The organism is Serratia sp. AXJ-M (assembly GCF_046531865.1).
In the GTDB taxonomy this organism is placed as follows: domain Bacteria; phylum Pseudomonadota; class Gammaproteobacteria; order Enterobacterales; family Enterobacteriaceae; genus Serratia; species Serratia liquefaciens.
This window is the reverse complement of sequence record NZ_CP059394.1, coordinates 3,631,354-3,657,082: the sequence shown is the minus strand read 5'-3', so window position 1 is coordinate 3,657,082 and position 25,729 is coordinate 3,631,354. Positions and strand designations below refer to the sequence as shown.

Sequence of the window (25,729 nt, the reverse complement as noted above, 5' to 3'; positions counted from 1 at the left end):
GGGGCCGCCAAGCGTCCCGCAAGGTCAAGCAGGCAAGATCCGCGTCAACCGCTCGACGGCGGCGCGGATCTCGCCCGGTGTCAGGGCGGAAAAGCCCAGCAGCCAGCCGTCGCGCCGCAGGCTCGGGGTTTGGTACTGTGCCGTCAATCCGGGCGTGACTACGCCCAGGCGCTGCGCCTGCTGAGTCAGGGCGCTCTCCTGCCCGGGCGGCAGCCAAACGCTGAGCTGCAAGCCGCCCCCTGCCGGTTGCGGGGTGGCGAAATGCCCAAGCTTTTCCTGCACCTCCGCCAGTAACAGGTCACGACGGCTGCGGTACAGCTGGCGCATATAGCGGATATGAGCGGCAAAGTGCCCCTGCTGGATAAATTCGGCGGTCACCGCCTGCATCAATTGGGCGCTGTGGCCGTCGTATACCGTGCGTGCGGTGGTAAAAGGCTCCACTAACGCCGGTGGCAACACCAAATAAGCCAGCCGCAGGGAAGGAAACAGCGCCTTGGAAAAGGTGCCCAGATAAAGCACGTTGCCGTGCCGATCCAACCCCTGCATCGCCGGCATCGGCTGGCCGTCATAGTGAAACTCGCTGTCGTAATCATCTTCAATAATCCAGGCCCGCTGCCGTTGTGCCAGCGCCAGCAGCTCGAGCCTGCGTGGCAGGCTGAGTGCTACGCCGGTGGGGTATTGATGCGAGGGCGTCAGGTAAATCAGTCGAGGTGCAGGCAGGTGTTCATCGGGCATCAGTCCGGCGTCGTCCACCTTGACCGGGACAAGTTCGGCTCCGACGCTGCTAAAGGCGTTTCTGGCACCGCGATAACCGGGGTCTTCCATCCACACTTTGTCACCGCTATCCAACAGCAGGGTGGCAATCAGCTGCAGGGCCTGCTGCGAACTGGTCAGCACCACGATCTGCTGCGCATCGCAGTTAACGCCGCGCGTCTGGCTGACATAGCCGGCAATGGTTTCGCGTAGCGGAAAGTAGCCCTGAGGATCGCCATAGCGCATCAGAGCTTCCCCACGCAGACGCAGTTGTTGAGCGGTGAGCTGTTTCCACAGTTTTAGCGGGAAAGCACGTAAATCCGGCGAACCGGCAGCGAAGGGCAGAGGCTGCAGTGGATCGTGGCAGCCACCGGTTTGCGCGATCTGCGTGCCGCGTTGTGAAAGGCGGGGTTCGCCGCTGACTTTGGCGGCGGATGGCGACTTGACGATGTTGATCGCCACGAAGGTGCCTTGACCAACGCGGCGCTGCAGATAGCCTTCGGCTTCCAACTGGGCATAGGCTGCTTCGGTGGTTACGCGCGAGACGCCCAAATCTTCAGCCAGAACCCGCGATGAGGGCAAGCGTTGCCCAGGGCCAAGAGCCCCATGATGAATAGCCCGGCGCAGCGTGCTGCAGACGCGTTCACGCAAGGTGCCACCGGCGTGTTCCGGTTGATGAAACAGAGTGGGCAATGCGTTAGCCATAATGGGACTTATCCATGGGCGAAAATGGGTATCAAGCATAAGACCAAAATCAGGCAATATTGTCATCAGTCTTTCTCTACAGGAGTGAATTCCATGGCGGTATCTTCATTGGTTTTGGCTTTTCCACCGGGCAGCGCGGCCCAGAGCCTGGATTATCTGGCCGCAAAGCTGAGTTATTACGCGGATGCGTGGGACGTGGCGGAGGATCTGCGCAACGAGGTCAGTGAGATCCTGGTGATCGATACCCGTGCAGAGGCGCTCTATGCGGCCGGGCATATTCCCGGCGCTATCAGTTTGCCGCACCGCTTGATGGACGAGGCGGGCACGGCGCATCTGGATCGCGACAAGGTTTACGTCACTTATTGCGATGGCATCGGCTGCAACGGTTCGACCAAAGGGGCTTACAAACTGGCTCAACAGGGGCTGCGGGTGAAAGAGCTGATTGGTGGATTGGACTTCTGGATACGTGATGGTCATCCCCTGGCCACCGGTGAACTGCCGGGCTCGCTGGTGGGAAGTGCCAGTGGAGAGGACTGTGGCTGCGCCTGACGTTGGCCGGAGTTACCGCGAAGTTAACATCAGCATTCGAGTCTGGCCCTGGACAGGGCATCCACAGGCCAGAAATCGTTTGGGAAGGGAAAGCGTTAAAACACCAGCGCCAATACCAGAGCTAGCACCAAAATGAACAGGATAAGCGTCACCGCCGGTTTGCTCAGCGCTTTTTGTAGCGGCTGGGGCAGGGCGGCAATCAGCGGATTGAGCAGCGGTTGCGGCTCGGTAGCGTTGCCGATGATCGGCTGAGCATGACCGGCTTTTTCCAGACGACGTGCAAATAGCTGGTTGATGACGTCGCTCATCTGCGGGTGGGTCAAGGGGGCGCTGGCATTGCAGTTGAAGCGGGACTGGCAGTAGTCATTCAACTGCTGCTGCTCCTGCGCATCCGCCGGCTGTTTGAGCACGGCGAGCAGGTTGTTCAGCGTCGGCGCGGTTTGTGGACTCAGCGCGACCTTCACCTGCAAAAACTGGTTCAGCAGTTGGAAGTGGCGCGCCGGCAGCGGATCGTTGGTTTTAACCCCGGTCAGATCAAACAGCGTTTGCCAGATCTTGGCCGGCGACTCGCCGGTGGCGGCACTGAGCTTGGTGACCTGCTGTTGCAGGCTTTGATGCTCGGCAGGCAGCAGCGGGCGATCGCTGGTGGCAGTTTGCTGCGGGTGAGGGATCGTCAGGCTGCCGGTCTGTAACAGATTCAGTACCTGCTGCAACTGCGAGTGGCTCAACTGGCTCAGTACCGTGTGGCCAAACTGCTGGCGAATGAAATCACTCACCGCCTGGCGGTTATTGCCCTGCGGCAACAGTTCGGTAAGCTGCTGCATCAGTTGGCGACTGGCATGGTTTTGCTGTACCTGCGTCAGACGGTTTTGCAGCAGTTGCTCGGCCGGCTGAAAATGACGCGCCAGCAGTTCACTGCTGTTGTCTGTCTGCAGATCGTGACGCAGCGTGACCCAAATCTCTGCGGATTTGGCCGGGCTTAGCGCCATGATTTTGACCACCAGCTTCTCCAGCGTCGTACGCTGCGCCGGGGAGAGCGGGCTATCGTCTGTGGGGGTGGTTTTGCCCGGGGTTGAAGGACGATCGCTGGCGATCGGGGTGCCCGGTCCACTCAAAGGTTGCATATCACCTGTCCTTCGCTGTGTATCCCCCAGTTTAGCTGGCGTTGCCGCGGTGTGGTCTGCGCAATCTCACTCGAAACACTTACCTGAGTAAGCTCATCGAGACTCGCTTGCTTGCCGCCTTGCCGCAACACCCATGACTTTGGGGAAAGAATAATCGTCGTACCCGGCGAAAAGCGCAGGTGTGCGCCTATGATACCCGTAAATGCCCGCCATCAATACCGTCGTAAGACATTTCTTTACAGGCAAAACATTGCTAAACGCGCCTGCGCCGCTAAGATAAGCGCAGACTTGGAATTGAGGGCGGCATGGTTAAACAGCAGCGGATTGCGAAATGGTTTTTATGCCTGGCTTGCCTGGTGGTGCTGACCTGCATGACTCAGCGCATGGCGAGCCTGCATGCGTTGCAGCAAGCGATGGGGATTCCTGCTGCCAGCGCTGCGCCATCCGCCGGCGACGATGCCGCCGAACTGCAACCTACCCCCTGTGAACTGAGCGCTAAATCCTTATTGGCCTCACCGCCGGTGATGTTTGAAACCGTGCTGTTCGGGCTTGGCCTGCTGCTGGCGCTGTTGGCGCCTACCGTGGCTGCGCGCTTGCGCATTCCTCCTCCCAGAGTGATTTCCCCTCCCACCCTCAGGGTGCATCTCCGATTATGCGTCTTCCGTGAATGAGTTAATCGCCCGTTTGTTTTGGTGATTGTCTTATTTATGGAGAAAAAACATGTTGAATATCATCAGGTCGACGTTTGTCTGCCTGTTAATGCTGTGGCTGCCCGCTTTGCAGGCGGCGGACAGCGGCTGGTTGCAAAGCCCGACCAACGATCATGCCAAGGTGCGACTCCGCGCTGACACCTCGCAGCCAGGAGAAACCCGGCTGCTGTTGGCTATTGAGCTGCAAAAAGGCTGGAAAACCTACTGGCGTTCGCCGGGGGAAGGCGGCATTGCGCCGGCAATAACCTGGCAAGGCAATCCGCCTCCGGTGACCTGGTATTGGCCGACGCCGCAGCGTTTTGAGGTGGCCGGCATTTCCACGCAGGGCTACCACGATCGGGTAGAGCTGCCGATGGTGATGAAAGGAACGGCACCGCGCCAGTTGGCGGGGACGCTGACGCTGTCCACCTGCAGCAACGTCTGTATTTTGACCGACTATCCGTTCAGTCTGGATCTTGCCGCGCCGTCTGACGCGCAGTTTGACCATGACTTTGCCCAGGCGATGGGTCAGGTGCCGATCGCCGAGGGCCTGGTGGAGAGCATCAAGGCCGGTTATCTCAATGGCGAATTACAGATCAGCGCCGAGCGAGCCGCCGGTTGGCAACGGCCGGAGCTGTTCTTCGACACCTTGGAGGACGCAGACCTCGGCAAGCCACGGGTCAGTAGCGAAGGTTCACTGATGACCGCGCGGGTACCGGTCAGCGATGGCTGGGGTGACAGCGCCCCGGATCTGCGCGGTAAAACCCTGACGTTGGTAATCGGCGACGGCGGCATGGCGCAGCAGGTGACGCTGCCGATTGGCGGGCCGCTGCCGAGCGCCGCCAGTTTCACTCTGTGGCAAGCGGTGCTGATGGCGTTGGCGGGGGGCCTGATCCTCAACCTGATGCCCTGTGTGCTGCCGGTTCTGGGCATCAAACTGGGATCGATTTTGCAGGTGGAGCAGCGCGACCGCCACAGCATTCGGCTGCAGTTCCTTGCGTCCTCGTTTGGCATTGTGGCGTCCTTTATGGCGCTGGCGTTGCTGATGACGCTGCTGCGCTTGAGCAATCAGGCGCTGGGCTGGGGTATTCAGTTCCAAAACCCGTGGTTTATCGGCTTTATGGTGCTGGTGACGCTACTGTTCAGCGCCAACCTGTTTGGCCTGTTCCATTTGCAGCTGTCCTCCTCCCTTAATACCAAATTGGCGACCCATAACGGCCGTGGCCTGAGCGGGCATTTCTGGCAGGGCGCATTTGCCACCTTGCTGGCGACGCCCTGTTCGGCTCCCTTCCTGGGCACTGCCGTGGCCTTTGCACTGGCTGCGCCGCTGCCGGTGCTGTGGGGCATGTTTGTCGCCTTGGGTATCGGCATGAGCCTGCCCTGGCTGCTGATTGCCGCATGGCCTGCTTTAGCGCTGCGCCTGCCGCGTCCGGGGCGTTGGATGAACACTTTACGGTGGGCCATGGGTCTGCTGATGCTGGCTTCTTCACTGTGGCTGCTGAGCCTGATGGTCAATCATATTGGCACCTTGCCGACGCTGGCATTGGGCGGTATCGCACTGTTGGCCTTGTTGTTGGCGGTAGGCTGGCAACATGGGGTTCGTCTGGCGGCCAAGCTGGCGGCCGGCACGCTGGTGCTGGTCGGTGTGGTGTTACTGGCCGGTTCGCTGACCGCCGGGCTGTGGCGTCAGCCGCTGCACGACAATGTCACCTGGCAACCGCTAAGTGAGCAGGCGATCGCCCAGGCACTCGCCCAGAACAAACGGGTGTTTGTCGACGTCACCGCAGACTGGTGCGTAACCTGTAAAGCCAACAAATTCAACGTGCTGTTGCGTGATGACGTGCAAAAAGCGCTGAGTGCCGGCGACGTTGTCGCCCTGCGAGGAGACTGGAGCCGTCCTTCGGCCGAGATTAGCGCTTTCCTGCAAAAACGCGGCAGCGTTGCCGTGCCTTTTAACCAGATTTATGGCCCCGGCAGCCCTGATGGCGTGGTGTTATCCCCGCTGTTGACCCGCGATGCCGTCTTGCAAACCCTGTCCGCCGCCAAAGGAAATTCACAATGAAAAAATTACTGATGTTACTGATGCTGATGGTTACTCCGGTCTGGGCTGCGGCTCCTTTTACCCCGGAACAAGAGGTGCGGATTAAAGAGCTGATCCGCGAAACGCTGGTGTCGAACCCGGATATTCTGGCGCAGGCGGTGGATGCCTGGCAGCAACAGACCGCCGGTCAGCAAATCAGCCAGGCGATCAAGCAAAATGCCAAAACCCTATACGAAGATCCGGCCAGCCCACGTTTGGGAGCGGCCAACGCCAAACTGACGCTGGTGGCCTTTACCGATTACAACTGCCCGTACTGCAAGCGTTTTGACCCGATGCTGGAAAAAATCGTCAAACAGTATCCTGATGTGGCGCTGGTGGTAAAACTGCTGCCGTTCAAAGGAGAGAGCTCCGTCAGTTCTGCACGCGTGGCGCTGACGACCTGGCAGCAACACCCGGACCAATTCTGGGCGCTGCATCAGCGGCTGATGGCGAAAAAAGGCTTCCATGACACGGCCAGCATCGCTGCCGCACAGCAGAAAACCGGGGTGAAAGCCGTTGCACCAAGCGAACAGAGCATGACCACCTTGCGCACCAATATGGCATTGGCGGAGCAGCTTGGAGTACAAGGAACGCCGGCCACCCTGATCGGCGATCAAATGCTGCCAGGCGCGGTGTCGTATGAGGATCTGGAGGCGGTAGTGAAACAACAGCTTGCGAAGGTTAACAATGGCTAAGCTGCGGCGTTGGGGCCGCGAACTGCTGATCCTGTTGCTGATTGTGCTGGCGGTTGCGTTCGGGATGGACTGGTTACGCGCACCGCAGCCACCGGCGGCGTTCGATTCGCAACCGTTGACGACGTTGAACGGTGAACACGTCTCGCTGGCGCAGCTCAGCCAGGACAAGCCGCTGCTGGTTTATTTCTGGGCCAGCTGGTGCGGGGTTTGCCGGTTTACCACGCCGTATGTCGCCAGACTGGTCGGCGAGGGCGGCAACGTATTGACCGTGGCGCTGCGTTCCGGCGACGATCGTCAGGTGGAACAGTGGCTGGCGGGCAAGCGTGTGACGTTGCCGGTGGTTAACGATCCCCGTGGCGAGCTGTCGGCGCAGTGGCAGATCGGCGTCACGCCCACCTTGGTGGTCATTTCCCAGGGCAAGGTGGTGCAAAGCACCACCGGCTGGACCAGCTATTGGGGAATGAAGCTGCGGCTATGGTGGGCCGGGCTCTGAACCGCGGCCTATTCTGAAGTGATGACCTCATTAATCGCCCGGCACAGTCGGGCGATACCTTCCTCTATCTGCGGCGGCGTATTGGCGGCGAAATTCAATCGCAGGCCATGTGCGCCTTGCTGTTCTTCGGCATAAAAGCACTCCCCACGCGCAAAGGTCACGCCGTGTCGCCAGGCCAGCGGCATCAGTGCCTCGGTGCTGACGGCGGCAGGCAGCGTCAGCCAGATAAACAGTCCACCCTCCGGCGTTTCAAACTGACAGCCGGGCGGCAGTTGCTGCTGCAAGGCTGCCACCATCACGTCTCTGTGCTGGCGATATAACCGCCCGGCGCGCCGCAGTTGCTTGTCGTAACGACCGATAGTGACGAATGCGTCCAGTGCCCGCTGGATCAGGTTGGAGCTGGTAAAACTGTCGACGTGTTTCAGACGAGCCAGTCGCTGATAGTGTTCGCTGTCCGCCACCAGGTAACCGATGCGCATGCTGGGCAGCAGCATTTTTGAAAAGGTACTGACGTAAATCACCGCCCCCGGTTGCGCCAGCGATCGCAGCGACGGCAGCTGTTTGCCGTTGTAGCGCAGATCGCCGACAAAATCGTCTTCCAATATCACTACACCGGCCTGCTGGGCCAGTGCCAGCAGGCGTCGACGGCGCGCTTCACTCATGCAGCGGCCGGTGGGGTTATGAAAATTGGGAATGGTGTAAATCAACTTCGGTTGGTGTTTTTCGATCAGTGCGGGCAGCTGTTCAACCAACATGCCGTGCCGGTCGCTGGCGACGGTGACGATATTGATGCGGTGCTGGCGCAGCAGCCCCAGCGCTTCGGCGTAGGTCGGTTGTTCGACAATCACCGTGTCGCCCGGCTCCAGCAGGCTTTGCACTATCAGGCTGATGGCGTGTTGCGAACCGTTGGTGATCAGCAGTTGCTCTGCATGGGTCGGAATACCCTGAGCGGTGAGGATCCGCCCCAGGGTATCGCGCAGCGGGTAATAGCCGCAGTATTCGCCATAGCTGAAGGCTTCTTCCGCATGGCGGCTGAGTACCGACAGCAATATCTTGCGGAACTCCTCCTGCGGAAAGACTTTCGGGCTGCCGACGCCGGCGGCAAAGTTGATGATGTTGTCCGGCAACGGCGTATTGGGGTAGCCATCCAGCCGAGAGGTCAGGGTAGTGAAACGCTCCGCCGGGAAGGGCGCATCGCTTGTTGGGCGTGGCTGGGCTGGCTGGATCAGCGGGTGCAAGACATAGGCACCGCTGCCGCGCCGCTGGTGCAAAAAACCTTTTGCCGCCAGTTCGGCATAGGCGTTTTCCACCGTCAACCGGCTGACCGCCAGCTTGGCGGCAAGCGTGCGCGTGGAGGGCAGCTTATCGCCGTCGACAAATGCGCCGCTGAGGATCGCCCGCCGCAGCGCTTCCTCAATTTGCAGATATAAAGGAATGTTTTGCTGACGGTCTAAGGGAATATGCATGCAAAATTGGCCCGGTTGACGGTGATGTTTTTTACTATACCCCATAGTTACATGGCTTCAAGAGGATAAAAGTGGCCTATATAACATCGGGGGAAAGTGGCTCTGGCGGTAAAGTTACGCGGCGTTAGAATCTCGCCTGAGTCCACTATTGCCGTTTTTTGAGGGTGTCATGTCATTACCATCGGGTATCTCAGCCAGGCCGGTTTTCCCGGGGGCGCACATTTTACAGGGCAGCAGTCAGGGGTATGTGATTGCTATCATCAGCGCCATGTTGCTGGCCTTTACCGCCATTATTATCCGCGTGCTGACGGAGTATTATCACCTGCCGACCTTTGTGCTGGCTTTTTGGCGCGCGGCGCTGGTTGCTCTGGTGCTGTTGCCGGTACTGCTGCTGTTCAAACCCGAATGGGCGCGTTTACAGCGCGCGCAGATCCCCTTTTATGCCTGCTATGGTCTGCTGCTGGCAGTGTTCAACAGCCTGTGGACGCTGTCGGTGGCGCTGAACGGTGCGTCGGTGGCGACTATCCTGACCTACTGCTCGGTCGGTTTTACCGTGTTTCTCGGCTGGATGATGTACAGCGAGCGCCTGAGCCTGCGTCAGTTGGTGGTGATTGTGGTCAGCCTGGGCGGCTGTTTTCTGGTCAGCAACGGCGACAGCTTGGGCAACAGCCATTTTAACCTGTTGGGGCTGGTGGTGGGCATGCTGTCCGGCATCGGATACACCCTCTATACGCTGGGTGGGCGGGTCGCGACCGAACGGCGTTACCCGGTGTGGAACACCATCCTGTACGTGTTTGGCTTTTCGGCTGTTTATCAATGGTTGTTCAATGCCGCGCTGACCTTTTACCCACTGGAGGCGTTCCACGGCATGACGGGGTCATTGTGGTTCCTGTCCCAGGGCGTTCAGGGTATCGAGTGGGGGGGCTGGTGGTTGCTGCTGACCCTGGCTGCCGGCCCAACGCTGTTGGGGTTCGGCCTGTACAACATCAGTTTGAAAAGCTTGCCGCTGGCGGTGGCAAACCTGATTTTGTCGCTGGAACTGGTGTTCACGGCAGCGATCGCTTACTTCCTGCTGGGGGAAAGCATGAATCAGTTACAGCTGCTGGGCAGTGCGTTGGTGATGGGCGGGGTGCTGATGCTGAAGAGCAAGACGGCTGCGACGTGATTTGTTAACATTAGGGCCGGATGTGGAGGCAACAATGACCAATAACCCAAGATTAAAACGGGCGTTAATCGCTTAAAGCGGCAGTGTTTTACGACCAAAAAACACTGCCACAGACATTTGGCTGTGGCTCTTGCAATGAATATAGAGAAAGCGCCATGACTGAAAAACACTGGTCAAAAACAGAACTGTTACACCAAACGGTGACCAACCCCAATATTATCGTCAAAGGGACTCACAGCTATTACAGCGACTACCTGGATGACGGCTTTGAGCGCTCCGTGGTGCGTTATTTGCACGGCGACGAGGTCAGCCAACAGTGGCAGCCGCTAGGAACGATAGACCAATTGCTGATCGGCGATTATGTCTGCATTGCCGCCGAGGCGGTGATCCTGATGGGGGGCAACCATACCCATCGTGCCGATTGGTTCTGCCTGTATCCGATGATGGAAAGCATTCTGGCTTCCTATCAGCCGAAGGGCGATACCCGGTTGGGGGACGGCTGCTGGATAGGCATGCGGGCGATGCTGATGCCGGGCGTGACGATTGGGGAAGGAGCGATAGTCGCCGCCGGTAGCGTTGTGACGAAGGATGTTGAGCCTTACACCCTGGTGGGGGGCAATCCGGCGCGACCAATAAGACTGCGCTTTGCTCCGCAGATCGTAGCCAGGTTACTCGCTTTGCGCATTTATGATCTGTCGGCCGAGGATTTTGCTCAGGTGCAGCCTTTGCTGGCCAATGACGATATTGCGGCCCTTGAACGGGCGATAAGCGAAATTAAACGTTAAATGAAAAGGGCGGAGTTAATACTCCGCCCTTTTGCTTATTCGGCCTTGGCCGCTTCCGCCGTCAGGCGGCGTTTGCGTATTCTGCGCAACAGCAGCGGCAGCACCAGCACGGATACCGCCAGCACCAGCAGCGTTTGCGCGATGCCACTACCCCACAGGATGCTGAACTCACCGTTGCTGATCGACAGCGCGCGGCGCAGGTTTTGCTCCAGCATTTCTCCCAGAACGAAGCCCAGGATCAGCGGTGACATCGGGAAGTGCATTTTCCTCAGTATGTAACCGAACACCCCCAGCCCTACCATTAACAGCAGGTCAAAGGTGGTGCTGTGTACCGCGTAAACGCCGACCGCCGACACCGCGGCAATCGCCGGTACCAGGAACCACAAAGGGATGGTCAGCATGCGGGTAAACAGGCCCACCAACGGCAGGTTCATGATCAGCAGGATCACGTTGGCAATCAGCAGCGCGGCAATCAGCCCCCAGACAATATCCGGCTGTTCGGTGAACATTGCCGGACCTGGCGTGATGTTGTACAGCGTCAGCGCTCCCATCATTACCGCGGTGGTGCCGGAACCCGGTACGCCCAGCGTCAGCATCGGAATGAACGAACCGCAGGCCGAGGCGTTATTGGCCGCTTCGGGCGCAGCAACGCCGCGGATATCCCCTTTGCCGAAGGTTTCGCTGTTGCCGCTGATTTTCTTTTCGGTCATGTAGGTGAGGGCGCTGGCGATGGTGGCCCCGGCACCCGGCAGAATGCCGACGAAGAAACCGATCACCGAAGAACGCAGCGTGGGGCCCACGCACTCGGCGGCCTCTTTACGGTTAAACAGCAGGCGGCCGGTCTTACGCACCAGCTTTTGCCCGGCGCTGGTGCTTTCGAGCATCAGCAAGATTTCACTGACCGAGAACAGGCCAATCACCACCACGATAAATTGCACGCCATCGGAGAGATGGACGCTGTCGAAGGTGAAACGATAAACGCCGGTATTGGCGTCCACCCCGACCGTTGCCAGCCCCAGACCAATCAGCGCCGCCAGCAGCGATTTCAACGGGTTTTGGCTCATCATGCTGCCCAGGCAGGCGATAGCGAATACCATCAGGGCGAAATATTCTGCCGGACCAAATGCCAGTGACCAACGGGCCAGCAGCGGGGCAAACAGAATGATCCCGCCGATGGCAATCATCGAACCGACAAAGGAGCTGACCGCCGAAATCGACAGCGCGACGCCGGCACGGCCTTGTTGTGCCATGGGGTAACCGTCCAGTGCGGTCATGATCGCAGCGGCGTCTCCCGGTACGTTGAGCAATATCGAGGAGATGCGGCCGCCGTACTCGCAGCCGATATACACCGTCGCCAGCAGGATCAGTGCCGACTCGGCCGGTAATTTGAGGGCAAACGCCAGCGGCAGCAGGATCGCCACGCCGTTGATCGGTCCCAGGCCCGGCAGCAGGCCGACAATGGTGCCGACGAAGCAGCCGATCAGGGCGATAATCAGGTTCTGGGGCACCAGCGCCACCTCGAACCCTTGAGACAAATACATCCAGGTTTCCATCATCGCCCCCGTTAACTCAGCCAAACGCCGAGTGGCAGTGTCACATCAAGTAAGCGGTCAAAGGCGTAATAGAGCGCAACGCCCATGATCGCGCCAGACACCAACGCCGCTATCAGGCTGGCCTGGAACAGCAGGCCAATGCTGAAGGTCAGCAGTGCGGTTGCCAGCGGAAAGCCCAGCCACTCGAAGCCCCAGGCGTACAGCACCAGCGTGATCACCAGCACCAGCAGACGTTGCATCACCTTGTTATGTGGCCATTCAACGGCCTGCGGTTTGTTCAACAGCAGCAGTGCCGCACACAGCGCCATCAGGCTGAGGATAGCCAGTGGGAAGGGCCGCGGACCCAGTGGCTCGTAGCTGTATTCACTCTGGATGCCCCAGCCGATAAACAGGCCGCCGATACACAGCAGCAGCCAGAACCCGGCAAAAATGCGATCGCTCATGGTATGCCCCCGGTTATTTTGCCAGGCCGAAAACTTTGGCCTGTTCGCGGTACTGATTGACCTGGTTTTTCACGTAGGCGTCCAATTCCTTGCCGGTCAGGTCGAATTCAAACAGGCCGCGCAGATCGCGCTGTTGCTTGAATTCCTCGGTCGCCATCATTTTCTTGAAGGTATCGAGCCACCACTGGTACTCCTCTTCCGTGACCTTCGGGCCAACGTAGAAGCCGCGAATGATCGGCCAGACCAGATTGAACCCTTGCTCTTTGGCGGTCGGAACATCGGCTAACTGACCCGGCAGGCGCTGTTCGGAATACACCGCCAGCACGCGAATTTTGTCGCCCTGCAGGTAAGGCACCATTTCGCTCAAATCGCCGGAAACTGCCTGAATGTGGTTGCCGAGCAGGGCGGTAACCGGCTCGCCGCCGCCTTCGAACGCCACGTAACGCATCTTGTGCGGATCGACGCCGACTTCACGTGCCAGCAGGGCGGTTTTCATCCAGTCCTGGCTACCGATCGAAGCGCCTGCGCCGAACACCACGCTGTTGGGATCTTTTTGGAAGGCGTTCATCAGGTCTTTCAGGGTTTTGTACGGTGAGTCGGCACGCACGGCGATCATGCCGTAGTCGGTGCCGACAGCGGCCAACCATTTGACGTCATCGACGTTGTAACGGCCGAATTTTCCCTGTGACAGATTCAGCAGCGAGCCGCCGGAGAAGGCGACTACCGTGCCGAATTCCGCCGGGCGCTGAGCCACGATGGCGTTGTAAGCCACCGCGCCGACGCCGCCGGGCATATAGGTCACGCGCATCGGTTTGTCGATGGCTTTGGTTTCTTGCAGCGAGACCTGGATCAGCTTGCAGGTCAGGTCAAATCCCCCGCCAGGCTTGGCAGGAGCGATGCATTCGGTGCGTTTCGGCGCTTCCAGGGCAAAAGCCTGATGGGTGGCCAGCAGCAGAGCGGTAGCGGTCAGTGTTCGGGTGATTATTTTTTTCATTGCTTTCCCCAAGGTATTTTTCAGTCGGTGTGGATCCCCGCCGATACGGGTTGCTGGATTGTTAAATCAACAACCTTTCATTTACCTTTCAACCGAGGGAAAAGTTTCCGGGATGTGATACGTGTCTCCTGTTAGCGAGAATTACACGACTGACCATCGTCCTGATTGCCCGCCGGTTAACACATGCGATGAAGGAATAACAGCGCGTAAACCTCGCGTAAAGCCTGCGTAATATCAGTTTTATCGGTTTCGTCTTGCGATAAAATGCCGAAAAATAAAATGAATGAAGGTGCATTATTATGTTTTCATTAGGGAAGTTATTCGGCAGCAAGGACGGCAATAAAGTGAGTGCCATCAAGATGTTGCCGCTAGCTTATGCCGATAGGGTCGGGGAAGAGGGCCATTGTCGTGTTAAGCGCCTGCGAGCGGATATCGGCGTTTTTGAACTGCATTTTTCGAATGACAAAGGTGAAAAATACGCTTGCCACATGACGGCCTGTATCACCGGTATTGATCTGGTCTTCGCCGCCAACAACCGCTCGGTGCTGGTGTCTCCGCCGTTTACCCCCGCCAAATTGAAACCGGTACTGGATATCGCCCTGGCCGACTGCGAAATCGCAATGTAGTGGCTGGCTAACCGAATTAGCCCTGTTGCCGACGGCTCAGGGTTTATTCCGTGTCGCAATTGTGTTCCAGCTCCCAAAACGGATTGGGAGCAACCCTTCTATCACTGCGTCTTCCGTGCCATCCTGCTGTTATAAAGATGTTAATTGACAATAAGTCGGATGCTGACGTCATCGCTCAGCATTCGGCCTGCGGGCATAGAAAAATCAATGGAATGGAAACATGCGTCTGTTATTGGTTGAGGATCATCCCGAGTTATCCCACTGGCTGCAAAAGGCGTTAACCGGCGTCGGTTTTGCCGTCGACGTCGCGCCGGACGGGCTGGCGGCCGATCATTTGCTGTTAAACGAATCCTATGCGCTGGTGGTGCTGGACGTGGCGTTACCGCGGCTGAACGGGCTGGATCTGCTGGCCCGTCTGCGCAAGCGAGGACAGGACTTGCCGGTGCTGTTGCTGACGGCCAGAACCGACGTTGCCGATCGGGTTAAAGGGCTGAACCTGGGGGCAGACGATTATCTCACCAAGCCTTTCGAACTGGATGAGTTGGAGGCGCGCATTCGCGCGTTGCTGCGCCGCAGCGTTGGCGTGACCCAGCAGGCGCTGAAATATGGCGCGCTGACCTATCTCGATGAAGGCTATTTTCAGCTGGACGACAAACCGCTGCAATTGACGCCGCGTGAGTTGGCGGTGCTGACCGCGTTGATTCACCGCCGTGGCCGGCCGGTGGCCAAACAGCAGTTGTTTGAACAGGTGTTTACTTTGGCCGACGAGGCCAATCCGGAAAGCATTGAACTCTATGTCCACCGGCTGCGAAAAAAACTGCAGGGCAGCAACGTGGCGATTATCACTCTGCGCGGTCTGGGCTACAGCCTGGAGCTTTGCAATGAGGTGGTTTAACGCGCCGCAATCGCTATTTTATCAACTGCTGTTGTTCTTTGGCCTGCCGCTGCTGGTGTTAGGCGGCATCTCGATTTATACCCACTACTTCAGCGCGATGAATGCCGCTACGCTGGCTTACGATCGCACGTTGCTGGCGTCAGCGCGTACCGTGGCGGAACGGCTGGTGGTGCGAAATGGCCGGCTTGAGGTGGATGTGCCCTACGTGGTGCTCGACAGCTTTGAGCGCAACATGAACGATCAGCTTTACTACGAAGTGATCTCCCCGCAGGGCGTAAGTATCTCCGGCTATGACGATTTGCCGACGATGCCGCCGCATATTTTGCGCTCAAGCCTGTACCCGGCGCTGGTGCATTTCTATGACGCCGAATACCGCGGGCGGCCGATCCGCGTCGCTGCCCTTTACCAGCCGGTCAACGAATCCGGAGTGATGGGCATGGCCACCATTCTGGTGGCGGAAACCCTGGAGTCGCGCCGCTATTTGGCACGGCAGATGATGCTTTCCGCTTTGCTCAGCCAGGGAACCGTGGTGGTACTGACCATGATCCTGGCCTTTGCGTTGCTCAAGCGGGTGCTTAAGCCGATGCGCAAGCTTTCCGGCATTATGCTGCGGCGTGACCCGGGTGAGCTGACGCCGTTGCCGATGGTATTGCCCTGGTCGGAAATGCAGCCGCTGTTGCTGGCGTTCAACCGCTATATTGAACGGCTGCGGGTGATGGTGGCACGACAGGAACGTTTTAGCGCCGACGCTTCACATCAGCTGCGCACGCCGTTAACCGTATTGAAAACCCAGGTGGGGGTGGCGCTGGCCAGCGATAAGCCGGAGCAGTGGCGGGAAAGCTTACTGGCCATGAGCGCAACGCTGGATAACACCGTGGCGCTGACCGATCGCCTGCTCTATCTCTCACGGCTCAAAGCTCATGAGCATCACGCCGATCGCCAACTGCAGCCGGTAAACCTGGCGCAGGTGCTGCGCGATGCCTGTTTTTCACGTTTACCCCAGGCCCGCAGCAAGCGCATCGATTTGGGGTACGAGGGAGAATCGGTCTGTTGGGTCGGCGGAGAAACGCTGTTGCTAACCGAACTGTGCGCCAACTTGCTGGATAACGCACTGAAATATACGCCGCATCAGGGCACGGTCACCGCACGTTTAACCCTGGACAAGCAGGCCGGGGAGGGAATATTGGAAATTGAAGACAGCGGCCCGGGCATTGCCCAACAGGATACCGCGCAGGCGCTGCAGCCGTTTCATCGGTTGGATAACGTGGGTGATCAACCCGGTGCCGGGTTAGGGCTGGCGCTGGTCAGCGATATCACCCGTTATCACGGCACCCGCCCGGAGCTGTTGACCTCGGCCACGCTGGGTGGCCTGCTGGTGCGGGTGCGTTTTCAATTATTATCTTAGCTCTGACACTCCGCGGCTTGTTTGGCCTTGCGCCCCAGCGGCGTGCGCAGACGCTGCGACAGGATCACGCCCAGCAGGGTAATGCCGCCGCCGATCAGATGGTAGCTGTGCAGATGTTCATGCAGGAACAGCACCGCAATGATGGCGGTAAATACCGGTGCCAGGTTCATAAAGATCGACGCGGTATTGGCCCCCAGACGCATAACGCCGTGGATCCACAGATAAGGTGCGACAATCGAGGCCGGAATGCCGGCAAACAGCACCAGCGGGATGTTTTGGCTGGTCAGAGACACGTCTTGTGCCATCAGGAAGTTCGGCAGTAACAACACCACGCCGAACAGGATCTGCACATACAACGACTGCCAGTTCGGCAGGGCAATCGCCCAACGTTTGGTCAGCACGCCGTACAGCGCATAAGAGGCGGTGGCGGCGAACATCATCAATTCCCCCTTGCCGATGCCGTGCTGCAGCAACTCACCCGGGTTACCGGCACTCACCAGCCAGATCAAGCCGCCCAAAGACAACAGGCTGCCGATGGCAATACCTATCGTGGGAGCGACCCGCAACAGCACGATGCTGATCAGAATGGTCAGTAATGGGATCAGTGAGACAATAATGCCCATAAACAGCGCGCTGACGCTGTGCGCCGCGTAATAGGCCAGACTCTGATACAGCACCATGCCCAGCATGCCGAGAACCAGCAATTTCCACCAGTTGGCGCGTATCGCCGACCAATGGCGGATCACGCCGGGCAGCACGAACGGCGTGAGGGTGATCAGCGCCAGCAACCAGCGATAGAAGGAGATCGCGGCCGGATCGATAGCGGTGGCCGAGAGCTTGCTGACCACGGCGTTGATTGACCAAATCAGAACCGCCAGCAAAGGGAAGAGCATATTCATGATAATTATTCTCATTAACGACTAACATGCTGGCTAGTTTACTCGTGTCCGGTTTATTATATATAGCGATATTCAGACAAATTTTCTGCCAAACAAGACAAGTAACGGGGCGAAACCATGCCAGAAATCCGCCATTTCCCAGAAGCCTTGATCCCGGCGCCGCGGCCGGTGCAGTTCCGCTGCGAAGAGTTCAATGCTCGTACCGAGTTCCAGCCACATCGTCATAGCTGGGGACAGTTGATGTGGGTAAAAGCTGGCGTCATGGTGCTGCGTATCGGCGGCCAGCGCTTTTTGGCACCGCCGGAATTTGTGTTGTGGGCGCCAGCGGAGATTGAACACTCCTGCTATAACCAGCGCTTGGCGCAGTGTCGCATGGTGGATATTGCGCTGCCGCTGTGCGCCGGTTTGCCGGAAGAACCTTGTCTGGTCAGCGTTACCCCGATTTTCCGCGCCATTGCCGAAGATTTTTACGCTCGCAAACAATACATCCCGCAAAGCAAACAGGATTTACGCCTGTGCCGCGCGTTGATCGACCAACTGCATGTCTCACCGGTGCAGCAAACGTATCTGCCGACCTCCGAAGACAAATTTTTGGCACCGGTGTTGGAAGCCCTGGAGCACTGTCCGTCGGACAATACCTCGCTCGCCATCTGGGCCACTCGGGTCTACACCACTGAACGCACGCTGTCGCGCCGCTGCCAGCAGGACTTGGGGATGTCGTTTAGCGAATGGCGCCAGCGCCTGCGTTTTTTGCATGCCGTTTCGCTGTTGGAGCAGGGTAAAACCGTACAAGAGGTTGCGCTGGAAGTGGGCTATAGCTCTGCGTCGGCGTTTATCGTCATGTTTCAGCAAATCGCCGGCACCACCCCCGAGCGCTTTCGCCGGGCATGATTCAATGGCACACTATTTCCCAGATAACTCTTCATACTTGACGCCGCCTCTGTGTTGGCTGCGAGCACTCACCCCAGTCACTTATTTGAGTAAGCTTCTGGGGACTCCTGCTCTTACCGCCTTGATGCAGCGCCAATTATTTTGGGTATAAATAGCCGTAAACCGTCGGAGCAACAAGTGAAAATCCTGGTTGATGAAAATATGCCGTACGCGACTGAATTGTTCAGTCGCTTGGGGAACGTACAGGCCGTGCCTGGCCGCCCAATTCCGAGTGATGCGTTGGCGGATGCCGATGCGTTGATGGTGCGCTCGGTGACCAAAGTGAATGAAGCGCTGCTGGCCGGCACTCGCATTGGTTTTGTCGGCACCGCGACAGCCGGCACCGATCACGTAGACGACGCCTGGCTACAACAGCAGGGCATAGGTTTTTCTGCGGCACCGGGGTGCAACGCCATTGCCGTGGTGGAATATGTCTTCTCCGCGCTGATGTTGCTGGCTGAGCGTGACGGTTTTCACCTGCGCGATAAAACCGTCGGCATTATCGGCGTCGGCAACGTAGGTTCACGGCTGGATGCCCGTTTGAAAGCCCTGGGCGTGCGTACCTTACTGTGCGATCCGCCGCGTGCCGATCGTGGTGACAGCGGCGAGTTCTGGCCATTGGAGAAGCTGGTGGCGGAAGCTGACGTGCTGACCTTCCATACGCCGCTCAATAAATCCGGCCCTTATCATTCATTGCACCTGGCGGATGCCGAACTGCTGGCAGCACTGCCGGACAATCGCATTCTGATCAACGCTTGCCGCGGCCCGGTAGTCGACAACGCGGCGCTGTTGCAGGCGCTGGAAAAAGGCAAAAAGCTGAGCACGGTGCTGGACGTGTGGGAACCGGAGCCGGAGCTGTCTCTGCCGCTGCTGGCGCGGGTCGATATCGGTACCGCGCATATCGCCGGTTACACGCTGGAGGGCAAGGCGCGCGGCACGACGCAGGTCTTCGAGGCCTTCAGCCGCCACCTGGGACAGCCGCAGCAGATCGAACTGGCCTCATTGTTGCCGGTGCCTGAGTTCAGCCAGATCCAGCTCAATGGGCCACTGGACGAAGGCAAATTAAAACGATTGATGCACTTGGTGTATGATGTGCGCCGCGACGACGCGCCACTGCGTAAAGTGGCCGGGCAACCGGGCGAGTTTGATCGTCTGCGCAAACATTATCAGGAGCGCCGTGAATGGTCTTCATTACGCGTCCAGTGTGATGATAGCGCTAGTGCGGAGCTGCTGCACAAGCTGGGCTTTTCGATCGCGTAAGGCTTTCTTAAGCCACAGTGACTAATTTTGTTATCAGGGCGGCGAATCAGTCGCCCATCTGCATTTGAAAAATACTCTGGAGAAACCCAATGTCTGACGGCTGGAATATCGCTCTGCTTGGCGCCACTGGCGCGGTAGGTGAAGCGTTGCTGGAATTGTTACAGGAACGCCAGTTCCCGGTGGGCGAACTCTATCCTTTGGCCAGCGAACGCAGTGCCGGTGCCACGGTGCGCTTCAATGGCAAATCGGTTCTGGTGCAAAAAGCGGAAGAATTCGACTGGTCACAGGCCCAATTGGCGTTCTTCGTCGCCGGTAGCGAAGCCTCGGCCCGCTATGCGGAAGAAGCCGGCAATATGGGCTGCCTGGTGATCGACACCAGTGGCCTGTTTGCGCTGGAGCCGGACATTCCGCTGGTGGTACCGGGGGTTAACCCGCAGGTGCTGGCGGATTACCGTAATCGTAATATCGTCGCCGTGGCCGACAGCATGGTCAGCCAACTGCTGACGGCCATCAAACCTTTGACCGAACAGGCCGGGCTTTCCCGTCTGCACGTCACCACCCTGATGTCGGTCTCTGCCCGCGGAAAAGTGGCAGTAGACGATTTGGCCGGTCAGAGTGCGCGCCTGCTGAACGGCATTCCGGCCGAGCCGGGCGTGTTTGCCAAGCAGCTGGCGTTCAACCTGCTGCCGTTGATGACCGACGAGCAGGGCAGCGTGCGCGAAGAACGGTTGATCGTCGACCAGGTGCGTAAAGTGCTGCAGGACGAAGGGCTGCCGATCTCGGTGAGCTGCGTGCAGTCGCCGGTGTTTTACGGCCATGCGCAGGTGGTGCATCTGGAAGCGCTGCGCCCAATTTCTGCGGAAGAAGCGCGCAGCGAGCTGGAGCAGGTAGACGATATCCAACTGAGCGAAGAAGACGACTATCCGACTCAGGTCACGGAAGCTTCCGGCAGCGATGCGCTGAGCCTGGGCTGCTTGCGCAATGACTACGGCATTCCTGAAATTCTGCAGTTCTGGTCGGTCGCCGACAACGTACGCTTCGGTGGCGCGCTGATGGCTATCGAAACCGCAGAGCGTCTGGTTCAGGAGCAGATGTACTGATGTCAGAGGTTGTTTTGCCCACCCAGCCGACACTGAAAATCGCGCTGGGGATTGAATATGACGGCAGCCGTTATTATGGCTGGCAGCGTCAGCAGGAAGTGGCCAGCGTGCAGGCCTGTCTGGAACAGGCCTTGAGCAAGGTGGCCAACGCGCCGATCAACGTGCTGTGCGCCGGACGTACCGACGCCGGAGTGCACGCTACCGGTCAGGTGGTGCATTTTGAAACCACCGCGCAGCGCAAGGACGCCGCCTGGACGATGGGGGTCAACACCCATCTGCCGCCGGATATCGCCGTGCGCTGGGTAACCGGCGTGCCTGAAGATTTCCATGCGCGTTTCAGCGCCACCGCGCGCCGTTACCGCTACATTATTTATAATCACCGCTACCGCCCAGCGGTATTGCAGCAGGGGATGACTCATTTTTATCACCCGCTGGATGCCGACCGGATGGAAAGGGCGGCGCAGGCGCTGCTGGGCGAGAACGACTTTACTTCGTTTCGCGCCGTGCAATGCCAGTCGCGTACTCCCTGGCGTAACGTAAAACACGTTAAGGTTACGCGCCACGGTGAATATATTGTGGTAGATATCAAGGCGAATGCCTTTGTGCATCATATGGTTCGCAACATTGTCGGTAGCCTGATGGAAATTGGCTGCGGCAATCAGGACGAGAACTGGATGGCCGAGTTGCTGGCGCTGAAGGATCGCAATCTGGCTGCGGCTACGGCGCGGGCCGAAGGGTTATACCTGGTGAGCGTTGATTATCCTGAGCACTTTGCTTTACCCCGGCCACCGATGGGGCCACTGTTTTTACCCGACGATTAAACGCCGGCGCGACTGACGCGTTGCTCCCTTGTGTACCTGCCGGGTGGGTGAGACACCCGGTCAAAGAGAGAACCTATGGACATCATCAAGTTTGTGATTGATTTTATTCTGCATATTGACGTGCATCTGGCCGAGCTGGTGGCGCAATACGGTATGTGGGTGTACGGTATTTTGTTCCTGATCCTGTTTTGCGAAACCGGCCTGGTGGTGACGCCTTTCCTGCCGGGGGATTCTCTGCTGTTTGTTGCAGGGGCGCTGGCGGCATTGCCGACCAACGATCTGAATGTGCACACCATGGTGGCGTTGATGATCGGCGCGGCGATACTCGGGGATGCGGTGAATTACACTATTGGGCGGTTGTTCGGGGAAAAGCTGTTCAGTAACCCGAATTCGAAAATCTTCCGCCGCAGCTACCTGGATAAAACCCACCAGTTTTATGAAAAACACGGCGGGAAGACGATCATTCTGGCGCGATTTGTGCCGATCGTGCGTACTTTTGCGCCGTTCGTTGCCGGTATGGGGCATATGTCCTATCGCCATTTTGCTGCCTACAACGTGATTGGCGCACTGGTTTGGGTGCTGCTGTTCACCTATGCTGGTTACCTTTTCGGCGACTTGCCGATCGTGCAGGAAAACCTGAAACTGTTGATCGTGGCTATCATCATTGTTTCAATTCTGCCGGGCATCATTGAAATTTGGCGCCACAAGCGCGCGGCTGCCCGCCAGCAAAAACAGTAAAAACATCGCTCAACCTGTCGGTTCGACCAGTTTTTTATCCACAGTGTCGGGCCGATATGGTTTAATGAGCGACATTTATGGTCTGTTCCTGTTAACAACCTTGAAACCAGTGCCTCTGTCGCGCGCTTGTCGCGTTTTGCTCGGGCACTTTTTCATTGGGTCTGTTTTCGGGGGGATTGTTAAAGCATGAACTGCGGACTGGCGTCTGCCAGGTTCAAACAGAAAGGTCATCGATGAGCTGGATTGAACGAATTCTTAACAAGAGCAATATTACCCAAACCCGTAAGGCGAGTATTCCTGAAGGGGTTTGGACCAAATGCGATAGCTGCGGCCAGGTTCTCTACCGCGCCGAGCTGGAGCGTAATCTGGAAGTGTGCCCGAAATGCGACCACCACATGCGCATGACTGCGCGTATGCGTCTGCATACCCTGCTTGATGAAGGCAGTGAAGTGGAGCTGGGCAGCGAACTGGAGCCGAAAGACGTTCTGAAGTTCAAGGATTCCAAGAAGTATAAGGACCGCCTGGTTGCCGCGCAGAAAGCGACCGGTGAAAAAGATGCATTGGTGGTGATGAAAGGCACGCTGTACGGTATGCCGATCGTTGCCGCTTCATTCGAATTCGCCTTCATCGGCGGTTCCATGTCGTCCGTGGTCGGCGCGCGTTTTGTTCGTGCGGTTGAGCAGGCGCTGGAAGACAACTGTCCGCTGGTGTGTTTCTCTGCCAGTGGCGGCGCCCGTATGCAAGAAGCGCTGATGTCGCTGATGCAGATGGCGAAAACCAGCGCAGCGTTGGCAAAATTGCAGGAACGCGGTCTGCCGTACATTTCGGTGCTGACCGACCCGACCATGGGGGGCGTTTCCGCCAGTCTGGCCATGCTGGGCGATATCAATATCGCCGAACCGAAGGCGCTGATCGGCTTTGCCGGCCCACGCGTCATCGAGCAGACGGTGCGTGAAAAACTGCCGCCGGGCTTCCAGCGCAGTGAGTTCCTGATTGAGAAAGGCGCGATCGACATGATCGTGCGTCGCCCGGAAATGCGCCAGACCTTGGCGAGTATCCTTTCCAAGCTGACCAACCAGCCGCAGCCGCATTTCGATGAGGTAGCGCCGGTGGCCGGGCAGGAAAGTCAGGCCGACGCCTGAGGCTGATAAGTCACCCGCGCGGCGCAGGTCTCGCGGGTTTCAACCGTCATTTTGTGGCTAAGTGACGGTTGAAATACCCTTGTAGATTGAGCGTAGCGGTCCATTCCGACGCTTGGAAGACAACGGGTATCATGCAGAGCATCGCCTTTACCGCGGTGAGGGTGGTGCCCTGATGGATTAATGAACCCAAGTTCAGTGACGGGACTCATGCAAAACCACCAAATTCCCCAAGCCACGTCGCCATTGAGCTCGTGGCTTTTCTATCTTGAGCGTCTGCACAGCCAGGCGATCGAACTCGGCCTGGAACGCGTACAGCGCGTTGCAGCGCATCTTGATTTACTCACCCCTGCACCGACGGTGTTCACCGTTGCCGGTACCAACGGCAAAGGCACCACCTGCCGCACCCTGGAAGCCATTTTGATGGCGGCCGGTCTGCGCGTCGGCGTTTATAGCTCGCCGCACCTGGTGCGCTACACCGAGCGTGTGCGCATTCAAGGCGATGAGCTGAGCGAGGCCGAACACAGCCGTTCGTTTGCCGCCATTGAAGCGGGCCGGGGCGAAACCTCACTGACTTACTTCGAATTTGGCACCCTGTCGGCGTTGCAGCTGTTCAAACAGGCTAAGCTTGACGTGGTGATCCTGGAAGTGGGCCTGGGCGGCCGCCTGGACGCAACCAATATCGTCGATCCGAGCGTGGCGGTGGTAACCAGCATCGCGCTGGATCATACCGACTGGCTGGGCAGCGATCGCGAAAGCATTGGCCGCGAAAAGGCCGGTATTTTCCGTGGTGGTAAACCTGCGGTGGTGGGGGAACCGGATATGCCGGCGACCATTCAGCAGGTGGCGGATACGCTGGGGGCGCAGCTGTATCGTCGCGGCGACGCCTGGACCTTCAGCGAACAGGGCGAACGCTGGCAGTGGGAGGGCGGTGGCACCTTGCTGACCGACTTGCCGATGCCAAATGTGCCGCTGGCGAATGCCGCGACGGCGTTGGCGGCGCTGCATTTTTCTGCGCTGGAAATCGATGAACGTGCGATCTTCGCCGGTCTGCAGCAGGCGACGTTGCCTGGGCGCTTCCAGATTGTGCGCCGCGATCCGATGTTGATCCTCGATGTCGCGCATAACCCACACGCAGCCGGTTATCTGGCCGGGCGTCTGGCGACGCTGCCGCGCAATGGCGGTAAAGTGCGCGCGGTGGTGGGCATGCTGTCGGACAAAGACATCGCAGGTACGCTGGCCTGTCTGAGTGAGCAGGTCGATGAGTGGTATTGTGCGCCGCTGGAAGGGCCGCGCGGTGCCAGCGCCGAGCAGTTGGCGCAACATTTGACGGAACCGCGGCAGTTCGCCGATGTCGAAACTGCCTGGCGTCAGGCTATGCAGGACGCTGATATTCAGGATATTGTGATCGTCTGTGGATCGTTCCACACCGTTGCACAGGTAATGGCGGCGTTAGACGAGATGCGGGGAGTGTGAGTGGCAAGTAAATTTCAAAACCGATTGGTCGGTACCGTCATTTTGGTTGCGCTGGGGGTGATTATCCTGCCAGGGCTGCTGGACGGTAAAAAGAAACATTATGAGGACGAGTTCGCCGCCATCCCTTTGGTGCCGAAGGCCGGTGATGTGGAAGAAAACGACGTGGTGCCGCCGGTAAGCCAGACGCTGCCGGCCCAACCGCCGGAAGGCGCGGGCGCGATGGTGGAGCAGCAGGCTGCCAATGAAGCGGCGACGCAACAGGCCATCCGCCAGCCGGCTCAGCAGCCGACCCAGGTTACGCCGCCGCCGGTTGAAACCCGACCGGTACAGCAGCCGAAACCGAAACCGGTTGAGACCAAGCCAGTGGAAGTGAAACCAAAACCGGTGCAGCAGCCGAAACCGGTGGAGGTGAAGCCGGTGGTGAAACCTGAACCTAAGCCAGAGCCGAAACCGGAGCCTACGCCGACACCGAAGCCTGAACCTGCACCCGTGCAGAAACCGGCGGAAGAGAAAGCGCCGGCAGGGCAGGCATATGTGGTGCAGCTCGGGGCGCTGAAGAACGCCGCCAAGGTTAATGAGGTGGTGGCGTCGCTGAGGTTGTCCGGCTATCGTGCCTTTACCGTGCCGTCAACGCCGGTACAGGGGCAGATCACCCGGATTTATGTCGGGCCAGACGCCTCGAAACAGAAACTGCAGTCTTCGCTGCCCGCGCTGAATTCTATCAGCGGCTTGAGCGGTCAGGTGAAGCCGTACGGCGTACGTTAAGCGCAGGGGGCACAGCATGCTGTGCCCCGGAACCGAAAGATGACGGTATAATCATTAAAAAAACTGTGCCTTTCGTAGCTGAAATGGCCTATGTAGGCGCGGCGATTGGGAATTTTTTTATCGCCGCTTTTTATTTGTAACGTGGTAGGAAAACCCCTACGCAAACGTTTTCTTTTTCTGT

The 25,729-nt window shown here is 58.3% G+C and carries 25 protein-coding genes; 18 read left to right on the top strand and 7 right to left on the bottom strand.

Features of this window, described 5'->3' with window-relative positions:
• Nucleotides 1-24 precede the first annotated feature (24 nt).
• On the bottom strand, nt 25-1,458 hold the full coding sequence (locus tag H0S68_RS17105; protein WP_410528867.1) for a PLP-dependent aminotransferase family protein: 1,434 nt from the start codon (nt 1,456-1,458) through the stop codon (nt 25-27).
• A 93-nt stretch (nt 1,459-1,551) separates the two neighbouring features.
• On the opposite strand from H0S68_RS17105, the gene H0S68_RS17100 reads away from it, so the two are divergent.
• Nucleotides 1,552-2,007, top strand: a complete 456-nt coding sequence (locus H0S68_RS17100) for a rhodanese-like domain-containing protein (RefSeq protein ID WP_410528866.1) — start codon at nt 1,552-1,554, stop codon at nt 2,005-2,007.
• A 95-nt stretch (nt 2,008-2,102) separates the two neighbouring features.
• Here the strand turns inward: H0S68_RS17100 and flk are convergent, their stop codons facing one another.
• Nucleotides 2,103-3,131 carry a flagella biosynthesis regulator Flk gene (gene flk, locus H0S68_RS17095; RefSeq protein WP_046373034.1) on the bottom strand — a complete coding sequence of 343 codons (1,029 nt, stop codon included), beginning with the start codon at nt 3,129-3,131 and terminating at the stop codon, nt 2,103-2,105.
• A 305-nt stretch (nt 3,132-3,436) separates the two neighbouring features.
• On the opposite strand from flk, the gene H0S68_RS17090 reads away from it, so the two are divergent.
• The 4 genes from H0S68_RS17090 to H0S68_RS17075 are packed head-to-tail and all read left to right on the top strand — an operon-like array spanning nt 3,437 to nt 7,088.
• Entirely contained in the window at nt 3,437-3,802 is a 366-nt protein-coding gene (locus H0S68_RS17090; protein WP_217331668.1) for a copper resistance protein, read from the top strand.
• 49 nt (nt 3,803-3,851) lie between these two features.
• Nucleotides 3,852-5,882, top strand: coding sequence for a protein-disulfide reductase DsbD family protein (locus H0S68_RS17085; protein WP_410528865.1), 2,031 nt, complete (start codon nt 3,852-3,854; stop codon nt 5,880-5,882).
• Complete coding sequence (locus H0S68_RS17080) at nt 5,879-6,595, top strand: DsbA family protein (protein WP_116690054.1); 717 nt, start codon at nt 5,879-5,881, stop codon at nt 6,593-6,595. Before H0S68_RS17085 ends, H0S68_RS17080 begins: the two co-directional genes overlap by 4 nt.
• A complete protein-coding gene (locus tag H0S68_RS17075; protein WP_128864619.1) occupies nt 6,588-7,088 on the top strand; it encodes a protein disulfide oxidoreductase in 501 nt (166 codons plus the stop codon). The genes H0S68_RS17080 and H0S68_RS17075 overlap by 8 nt, the downstream gene beginning before the upstream one ends.
• An 8-nt stretch (nt 7,089-7,096) precedes the next feature.
• On the opposite strand, the gene H0S68_RS17070 is transcribed toward H0S68_RS17075, so the two are convergent.
• On the bottom strand, nt 7,097-8,554 hold the full coding sequence (locus H0S68_RS17070) for a PLP-dependent aminotransferase family protein (RefSeq protein ID WP_410528864.1): 1,458 nt from the start codon (nt 8,552-8,554) through the stop codon (nt 7,097-7,099).
• Between the two features lie 169 nt (nt 8,555-8,723).
• Between H0S68_RS17070 and H0S68_RS17065 the strand changes: the two genes are divergently transcribed.
• Both H0S68_RS17065 and H0S68_RS17060 read left to right on the top strand, forming a co-directional pair.
• Nucleotides 8,724-9,719, top strand: coding sequence for a DMT family transporter (locus tag H0S68_RS17065; protein ID WP_122079919.1), 996 nt, complete (start codon nt 8,724-8,726; stop codon nt 9,717-9,719).
• Between the two features lie 155 nt (nt 9,720-9,874).
• Nucleotides 9,875-10,504, top strand: coding sequence for a CatB-related O-acetyltransferase (locus tag H0S68_RS17060; RefSeq protein ID WP_128864618.1), 630 nt, complete (start codon nt 9,875-9,877; stop codon nt 10,502-10,504).
• A gap of 35 nt (nt 10,505-10,539) precedes the next feature.
• Here the strand turns inward: H0S68_RS17060 and H0S68_RS17055 are convergent, their stop codons facing one another.
• From H0S68_RS17055 to H0S68_RS17045, 3 genes are read right to left on the bottom strand one after another with little or no spacing between them, the layout of a single operon-like run.
• On the bottom strand, nt 10,540-12,057 hold the full coding sequence (locus H0S68_RS17055; protein WP_020827884.1) for a tripartite tricarboxylate transporter permease: 1,518 nt from the start codon (nt 12,055-12,057) through the stop codon (nt 10,540-10,542).
• A gap of 11 nt (nt 12,058-12,068) precedes the next feature.
• A complete protein-coding gene (locus tag H0S68_RS17050) occupies nt 12,069-12,500 on the bottom strand; it encodes a tripartite tricarboxylate transporter TctB family protein (protein WP_020827883.1) in 432 nt (143 codons plus the stop codon).
• Between the two features lie 13 nt (nt 12,501-12,513).
• On the bottom strand, nt 12,514-13,494 hold the full coding sequence (locus H0S68_RS17045; RefSeq protein WP_020827882.1) for a Bug family tripartite tricarboxylate transporter substrate binding protein: 981 nt from the start codon (nt 13,492-13,494) through the stop codon (nt 12,514-12,516).
• Between the two features lie 299 nt (nt 13,495-13,793).
• On the opposite strand from H0S68_RS17045, the gene H0S68_RS17040 reads away from it, so the two are divergent.
• The 3 genes from H0S68_RS17040 to H0S68_RS17030 all read left to right on the top strand — a co-directional run bounded on the left by H0S68_RS17040 (nt 13,794) and on the right by H0S68_RS17030 (nt 16,420).
• Nucleotides 13,794-14,120: a hypothetical protein gene (locus H0S68_RS17040; RefSeq protein ID WP_128864617.1), complete on the top strand. Its 327-nt coding sequence runs from the start codon at nt 13,794-13,796 to the stop codon at nt 14,118-14,120.
• Between the two features lie 220 nt (nt 14,121-14,340).
• Nucleotides 14,341-15,015, top strand: a complete 675-nt coding sequence (gene tctD / locus H0S68_RS17035) for a transcriptional regulator TctD (RefSeq protein ID WP_122079915.1) — start codon at nt 14,341-14,343, stop codon at nt 15,013-15,015.
• Nucleotides 15,002-16,420, top strand: a complete 1,419-nt coding sequence (locus H0S68_RS17030; RefSeq protein WP_122079914.1) for a sensor histidine kinase — start codon at nt 15,002-15,004, stop codon at nt 16,418-16,420. The genes tctD and H0S68_RS17030 overlap by 14 nt, the downstream gene beginning before the upstream one ends.
• On the opposite strand, the gene H0S68_RS17025 is transcribed toward H0S68_RS17030, so the two are convergent.
• A complete protein-coding gene (locus tag H0S68_RS17025; RefSeq protein WP_122079913.1) occupies nt 16,417-17,319 on the bottom strand; it encodes a DMT family transporter in 903 nt (300 codons plus the stop codon). The two genes, H0S68_RS17030 and H0S68_RS17025, sit on opposite strands and share 4 nt — an antisense overlap.
• A 117-nt stretch (nt 17,320-17,436) precedes the next feature.
• Between H0S68_RS17025 and H0S68_RS17020 the strand changes: the two genes are divergently transcribed.
• The 8 genes from H0S68_RS17020 (at nt 17,437) to dedD (ending at nt 25,548) form a co-directional block, all read left to right on the top strand.
• Nucleotides 17,437-18,210: an AraC family transcriptional regulator gene (locus tag H0S68_RS17020; protein WP_048763002.1), complete on the top strand. Its 774-nt coding sequence runs from the start codon at nt 17,437-17,439 to the stop codon at nt 18,208-18,210.
• Nucleotides 18,211-18,387: 177 nt separating this feature from the next.
• On the top strand, nt 18,388-19,509 hold the full coding sequence (pdxB, locus tag H0S68_RS17015; protein ID WP_046373046.1) for a 4-phosphoerythronate dehydrogenase PdxB: 1,122 nt from the start codon (nt 18,388-18,390) through the stop codon (nt 19,507-19,509).
• 89 nt (nt 19,510-19,598) lie between these two features.
• Entirely contained in the window at nt 19,599-20,609 is a 1,011-nt protein-coding gene (locus tag H0S68_RS17010) for an aspartate-semialdehyde dehydrogenase (RefSeq protein ID WP_122079911.1), read from the top strand.
• Complete coding sequence (truA, locus tag H0S68_RS17005; protein WP_020827874.1) at nt 20,609-21,430, top strand: tRNA pseudouridine(38-40) synthase TruA; 822 nt, start codon at nt 20,609-20,611, stop codon at nt 21,428-21,430. Before H0S68_RS17010 ends, truA begins: the two co-directional genes overlap by 1 nt.
• A 75-nt stretch (nt 21,431-21,505) precedes the next feature.
• On the top strand, nt 21,506-22,168 hold the full coding sequence (locus H0S68_RS17000) for a DedA family protein (protein WP_020827873.1): 663 nt from the start codon (nt 21,506-21,508) through the stop codon (nt 22,166-22,168).
• 233 nt (nt 22,169-22,401) lie between these two features.
• Nucleotides 22,402-23,310 (top strand): acetyl-CoA carboxylase, carboxyltransferase subunit beta, encoded by a 909-nt coding sequence (gene accD / locus H0S68_RS16995; protein ID WP_020827872.1) that lies wholly within the window; start codon nt 22,402-22,404, stop codon nt 23,308-23,310.
• Between the two features lie 207 nt (nt 23,311-23,517).
• Nucleotides 23,518-24,783, top strand: a complete 1,266-nt coding sequence (gene folC / locus H0S68_RS16990; RefSeq protein ID WP_020827871.1) for a bifunctional tetrahydrofolate synthase/dihydrofolate synthase — start codon at nt 23,518-23,520, stop codon at nt 24,781-24,783.
• Nucleotides 24,784-25,548 carry a cell division protein DedD gene (gene dedD, locus H0S68_RS16985; RefSeq protein WP_048763008.1) on the top strand — a complete coding sequence of 255 codons (765 nt, stop codon included), beginning with the start codon at nt 24,784-24,786 and terminating at the stop codon, nt 25,546-25,548.
• The last annotated feature ends 181 nt before the right edge of the window (nt 25,549-25,729 follow it).

Bases quoted from the DNA above. Each gene is read 5' to 3' on its own strand.
- H0S68_RS17025 (WP_122079913.1), bottom strand. From the start codon at position 17,319: ATGAATATGCTCTTCCCTTTGCTGGCGGTTCTGATTTGGTCAATCAAC.
- H0S68_RS17045 (WP_020827882.1), bottom strand. From the start codon at position 13,494: ATGAAAAAAATAATCACCCGAACACTGACCGCTACCGCTCTGCTGCTG.
- flk (WP_046373034.1), bottom strand. From the start codon at position 3,131: ATGCAACCTTTGAGTGGACCGGGCACCCCGATCGCCAGCGATCGTCCT.
- H0S68_RS17060 (WP_128864618.1), top strand. From the start codon at position 9,875: ATGACTGAAAAACACTGGTCAAAAACAGAACTGTTACACCAAACGGTG.
- H0S68_RS17030 (WP_122079914.1), top strand. From the start codon at position 15,002: ATGAGGTGGTTTAACGCGCCGCAATCGCTATTTTATCAACTGCTGTTG.
- truA (WP_020827874.1), top strand. From the start codon at position 20,609: ATGTCAGAGGTTGTTTTGCCCACCCAGCCGACACTGAAAATCGCGCTG.
- H0S68_RS17085 (WP_410528865.1), top strand. From the start codon at position 3,852: ATGTTGAATATCATCAGGTCGACGTTTGTCTGCCTGTTAATGCTGTGG.
- H0S68_RS17065 (WP_122079919.1), top strand. From the start codon at position 8,724: ATGTCATTACCATCGGGTATCTCAGCCAGGCCGGTTTTCCCGGGGGCG.
- H0S68_RS17020 (WP_048763002.1), top strand. From the start codon at position 17,437: ATGCCAGAAATCCGCCATTTCCCAGAAGCCTTGATCCCGGCGCCGCGG.
- H0S68_RS17090 (WP_217331668.1), top strand. From the start codon at position 3,437: ATGGTTAAACAGCAGCGGATTGCGAAATGGTTTTTATGCCTGGCTTGC.
- H0S68_RS17105 (WP_410528867.1), bottom strand. From the start codon at position 1,458: ATGGCTAACGCATTGCCCACTCTGTTTCATCAACCGGAACACGCCGGT.
- H0S68_RS17000 (WP_020827873.1), top strand. From the start codon at position 21,506: ATGGACATCATCAAGTTTGTGATTGATTTTATTCTGCATATTGACGTG.
- accD (WP_020827872.1), top strand. From the start codon at position 22,402: ATGAGCTGGATTGAACGAATTCTTAACAAGAGCAATATTACCCAAACC.
- H0S68_RS17055 (WP_020827884.1), bottom strand. From the start codon at position 12,057: ATGGAAACCTGGATGTATTTGTCTCAAGGGTTCGAGGTGGCGCTGGTG.
- H0S68_RS17100 (WP_410528866.1), top strand. From the start codon at position 1,552: ATGGCGGTATCTTCATTGGTTTTGGCTTTTCCACCGGGCAGCGCGGCC.
- H0S68_RS17075 (WP_128864619.1), top strand. From the start codon at position 6,588: ATGGCTAAGCTGCGGCGTTGGGGCCGCGAACTGCTGATCCTGTTGCTG.
- H0S68_RS17010 (WP_122079911.1), top strand. From the start codon at position 19,599: ATGTCTGACGGCTGGAATATCGCTCTGCTTGGCGCCACTGGCGCGGTA.
- H0S68_RS17040 (WP_128864617.1), top strand. From the start codon at position 13,794: ATGTTTTCATTAGGGAAGTTATTCGGCAGCAAGGACGGCAATAAAGTG.
- H0S68_RS17080 (WP_116690054.1), top strand. From the start codon at position 5,879: ATGAAAAAATTACTGATGTTACTGATGCTGATGGTTACTCCGGTCTGG.
- folC (WP_020827871.1), top strand. From the start codon at position 23,518: ATGCAAAACCACCAAATTCCCCAAGCCACGTCGCCATTGAGCTCGTGG.
- tctD (WP_122079915.1), top strand. From the start codon at position 14,341: ATGCGTCTGTTATTGGTTGAGGATCATCCCGAGTTATCCCACTGGCTG.
- H0S68_RS17050 (WP_020827883.1), bottom strand. From the start codon at position 12,500: ATGAGCGATCGCATTTTTGCCGGGTTCTGGCTGCTGCTGTGTATCGGC.
- H0S68_RS17070 (WP_410528864.1), bottom strand. From the start codon at position 8,554: ATGCATATTCCCTTAGACCGTCAGCAAAACATTCCTTTATATCTGCAA.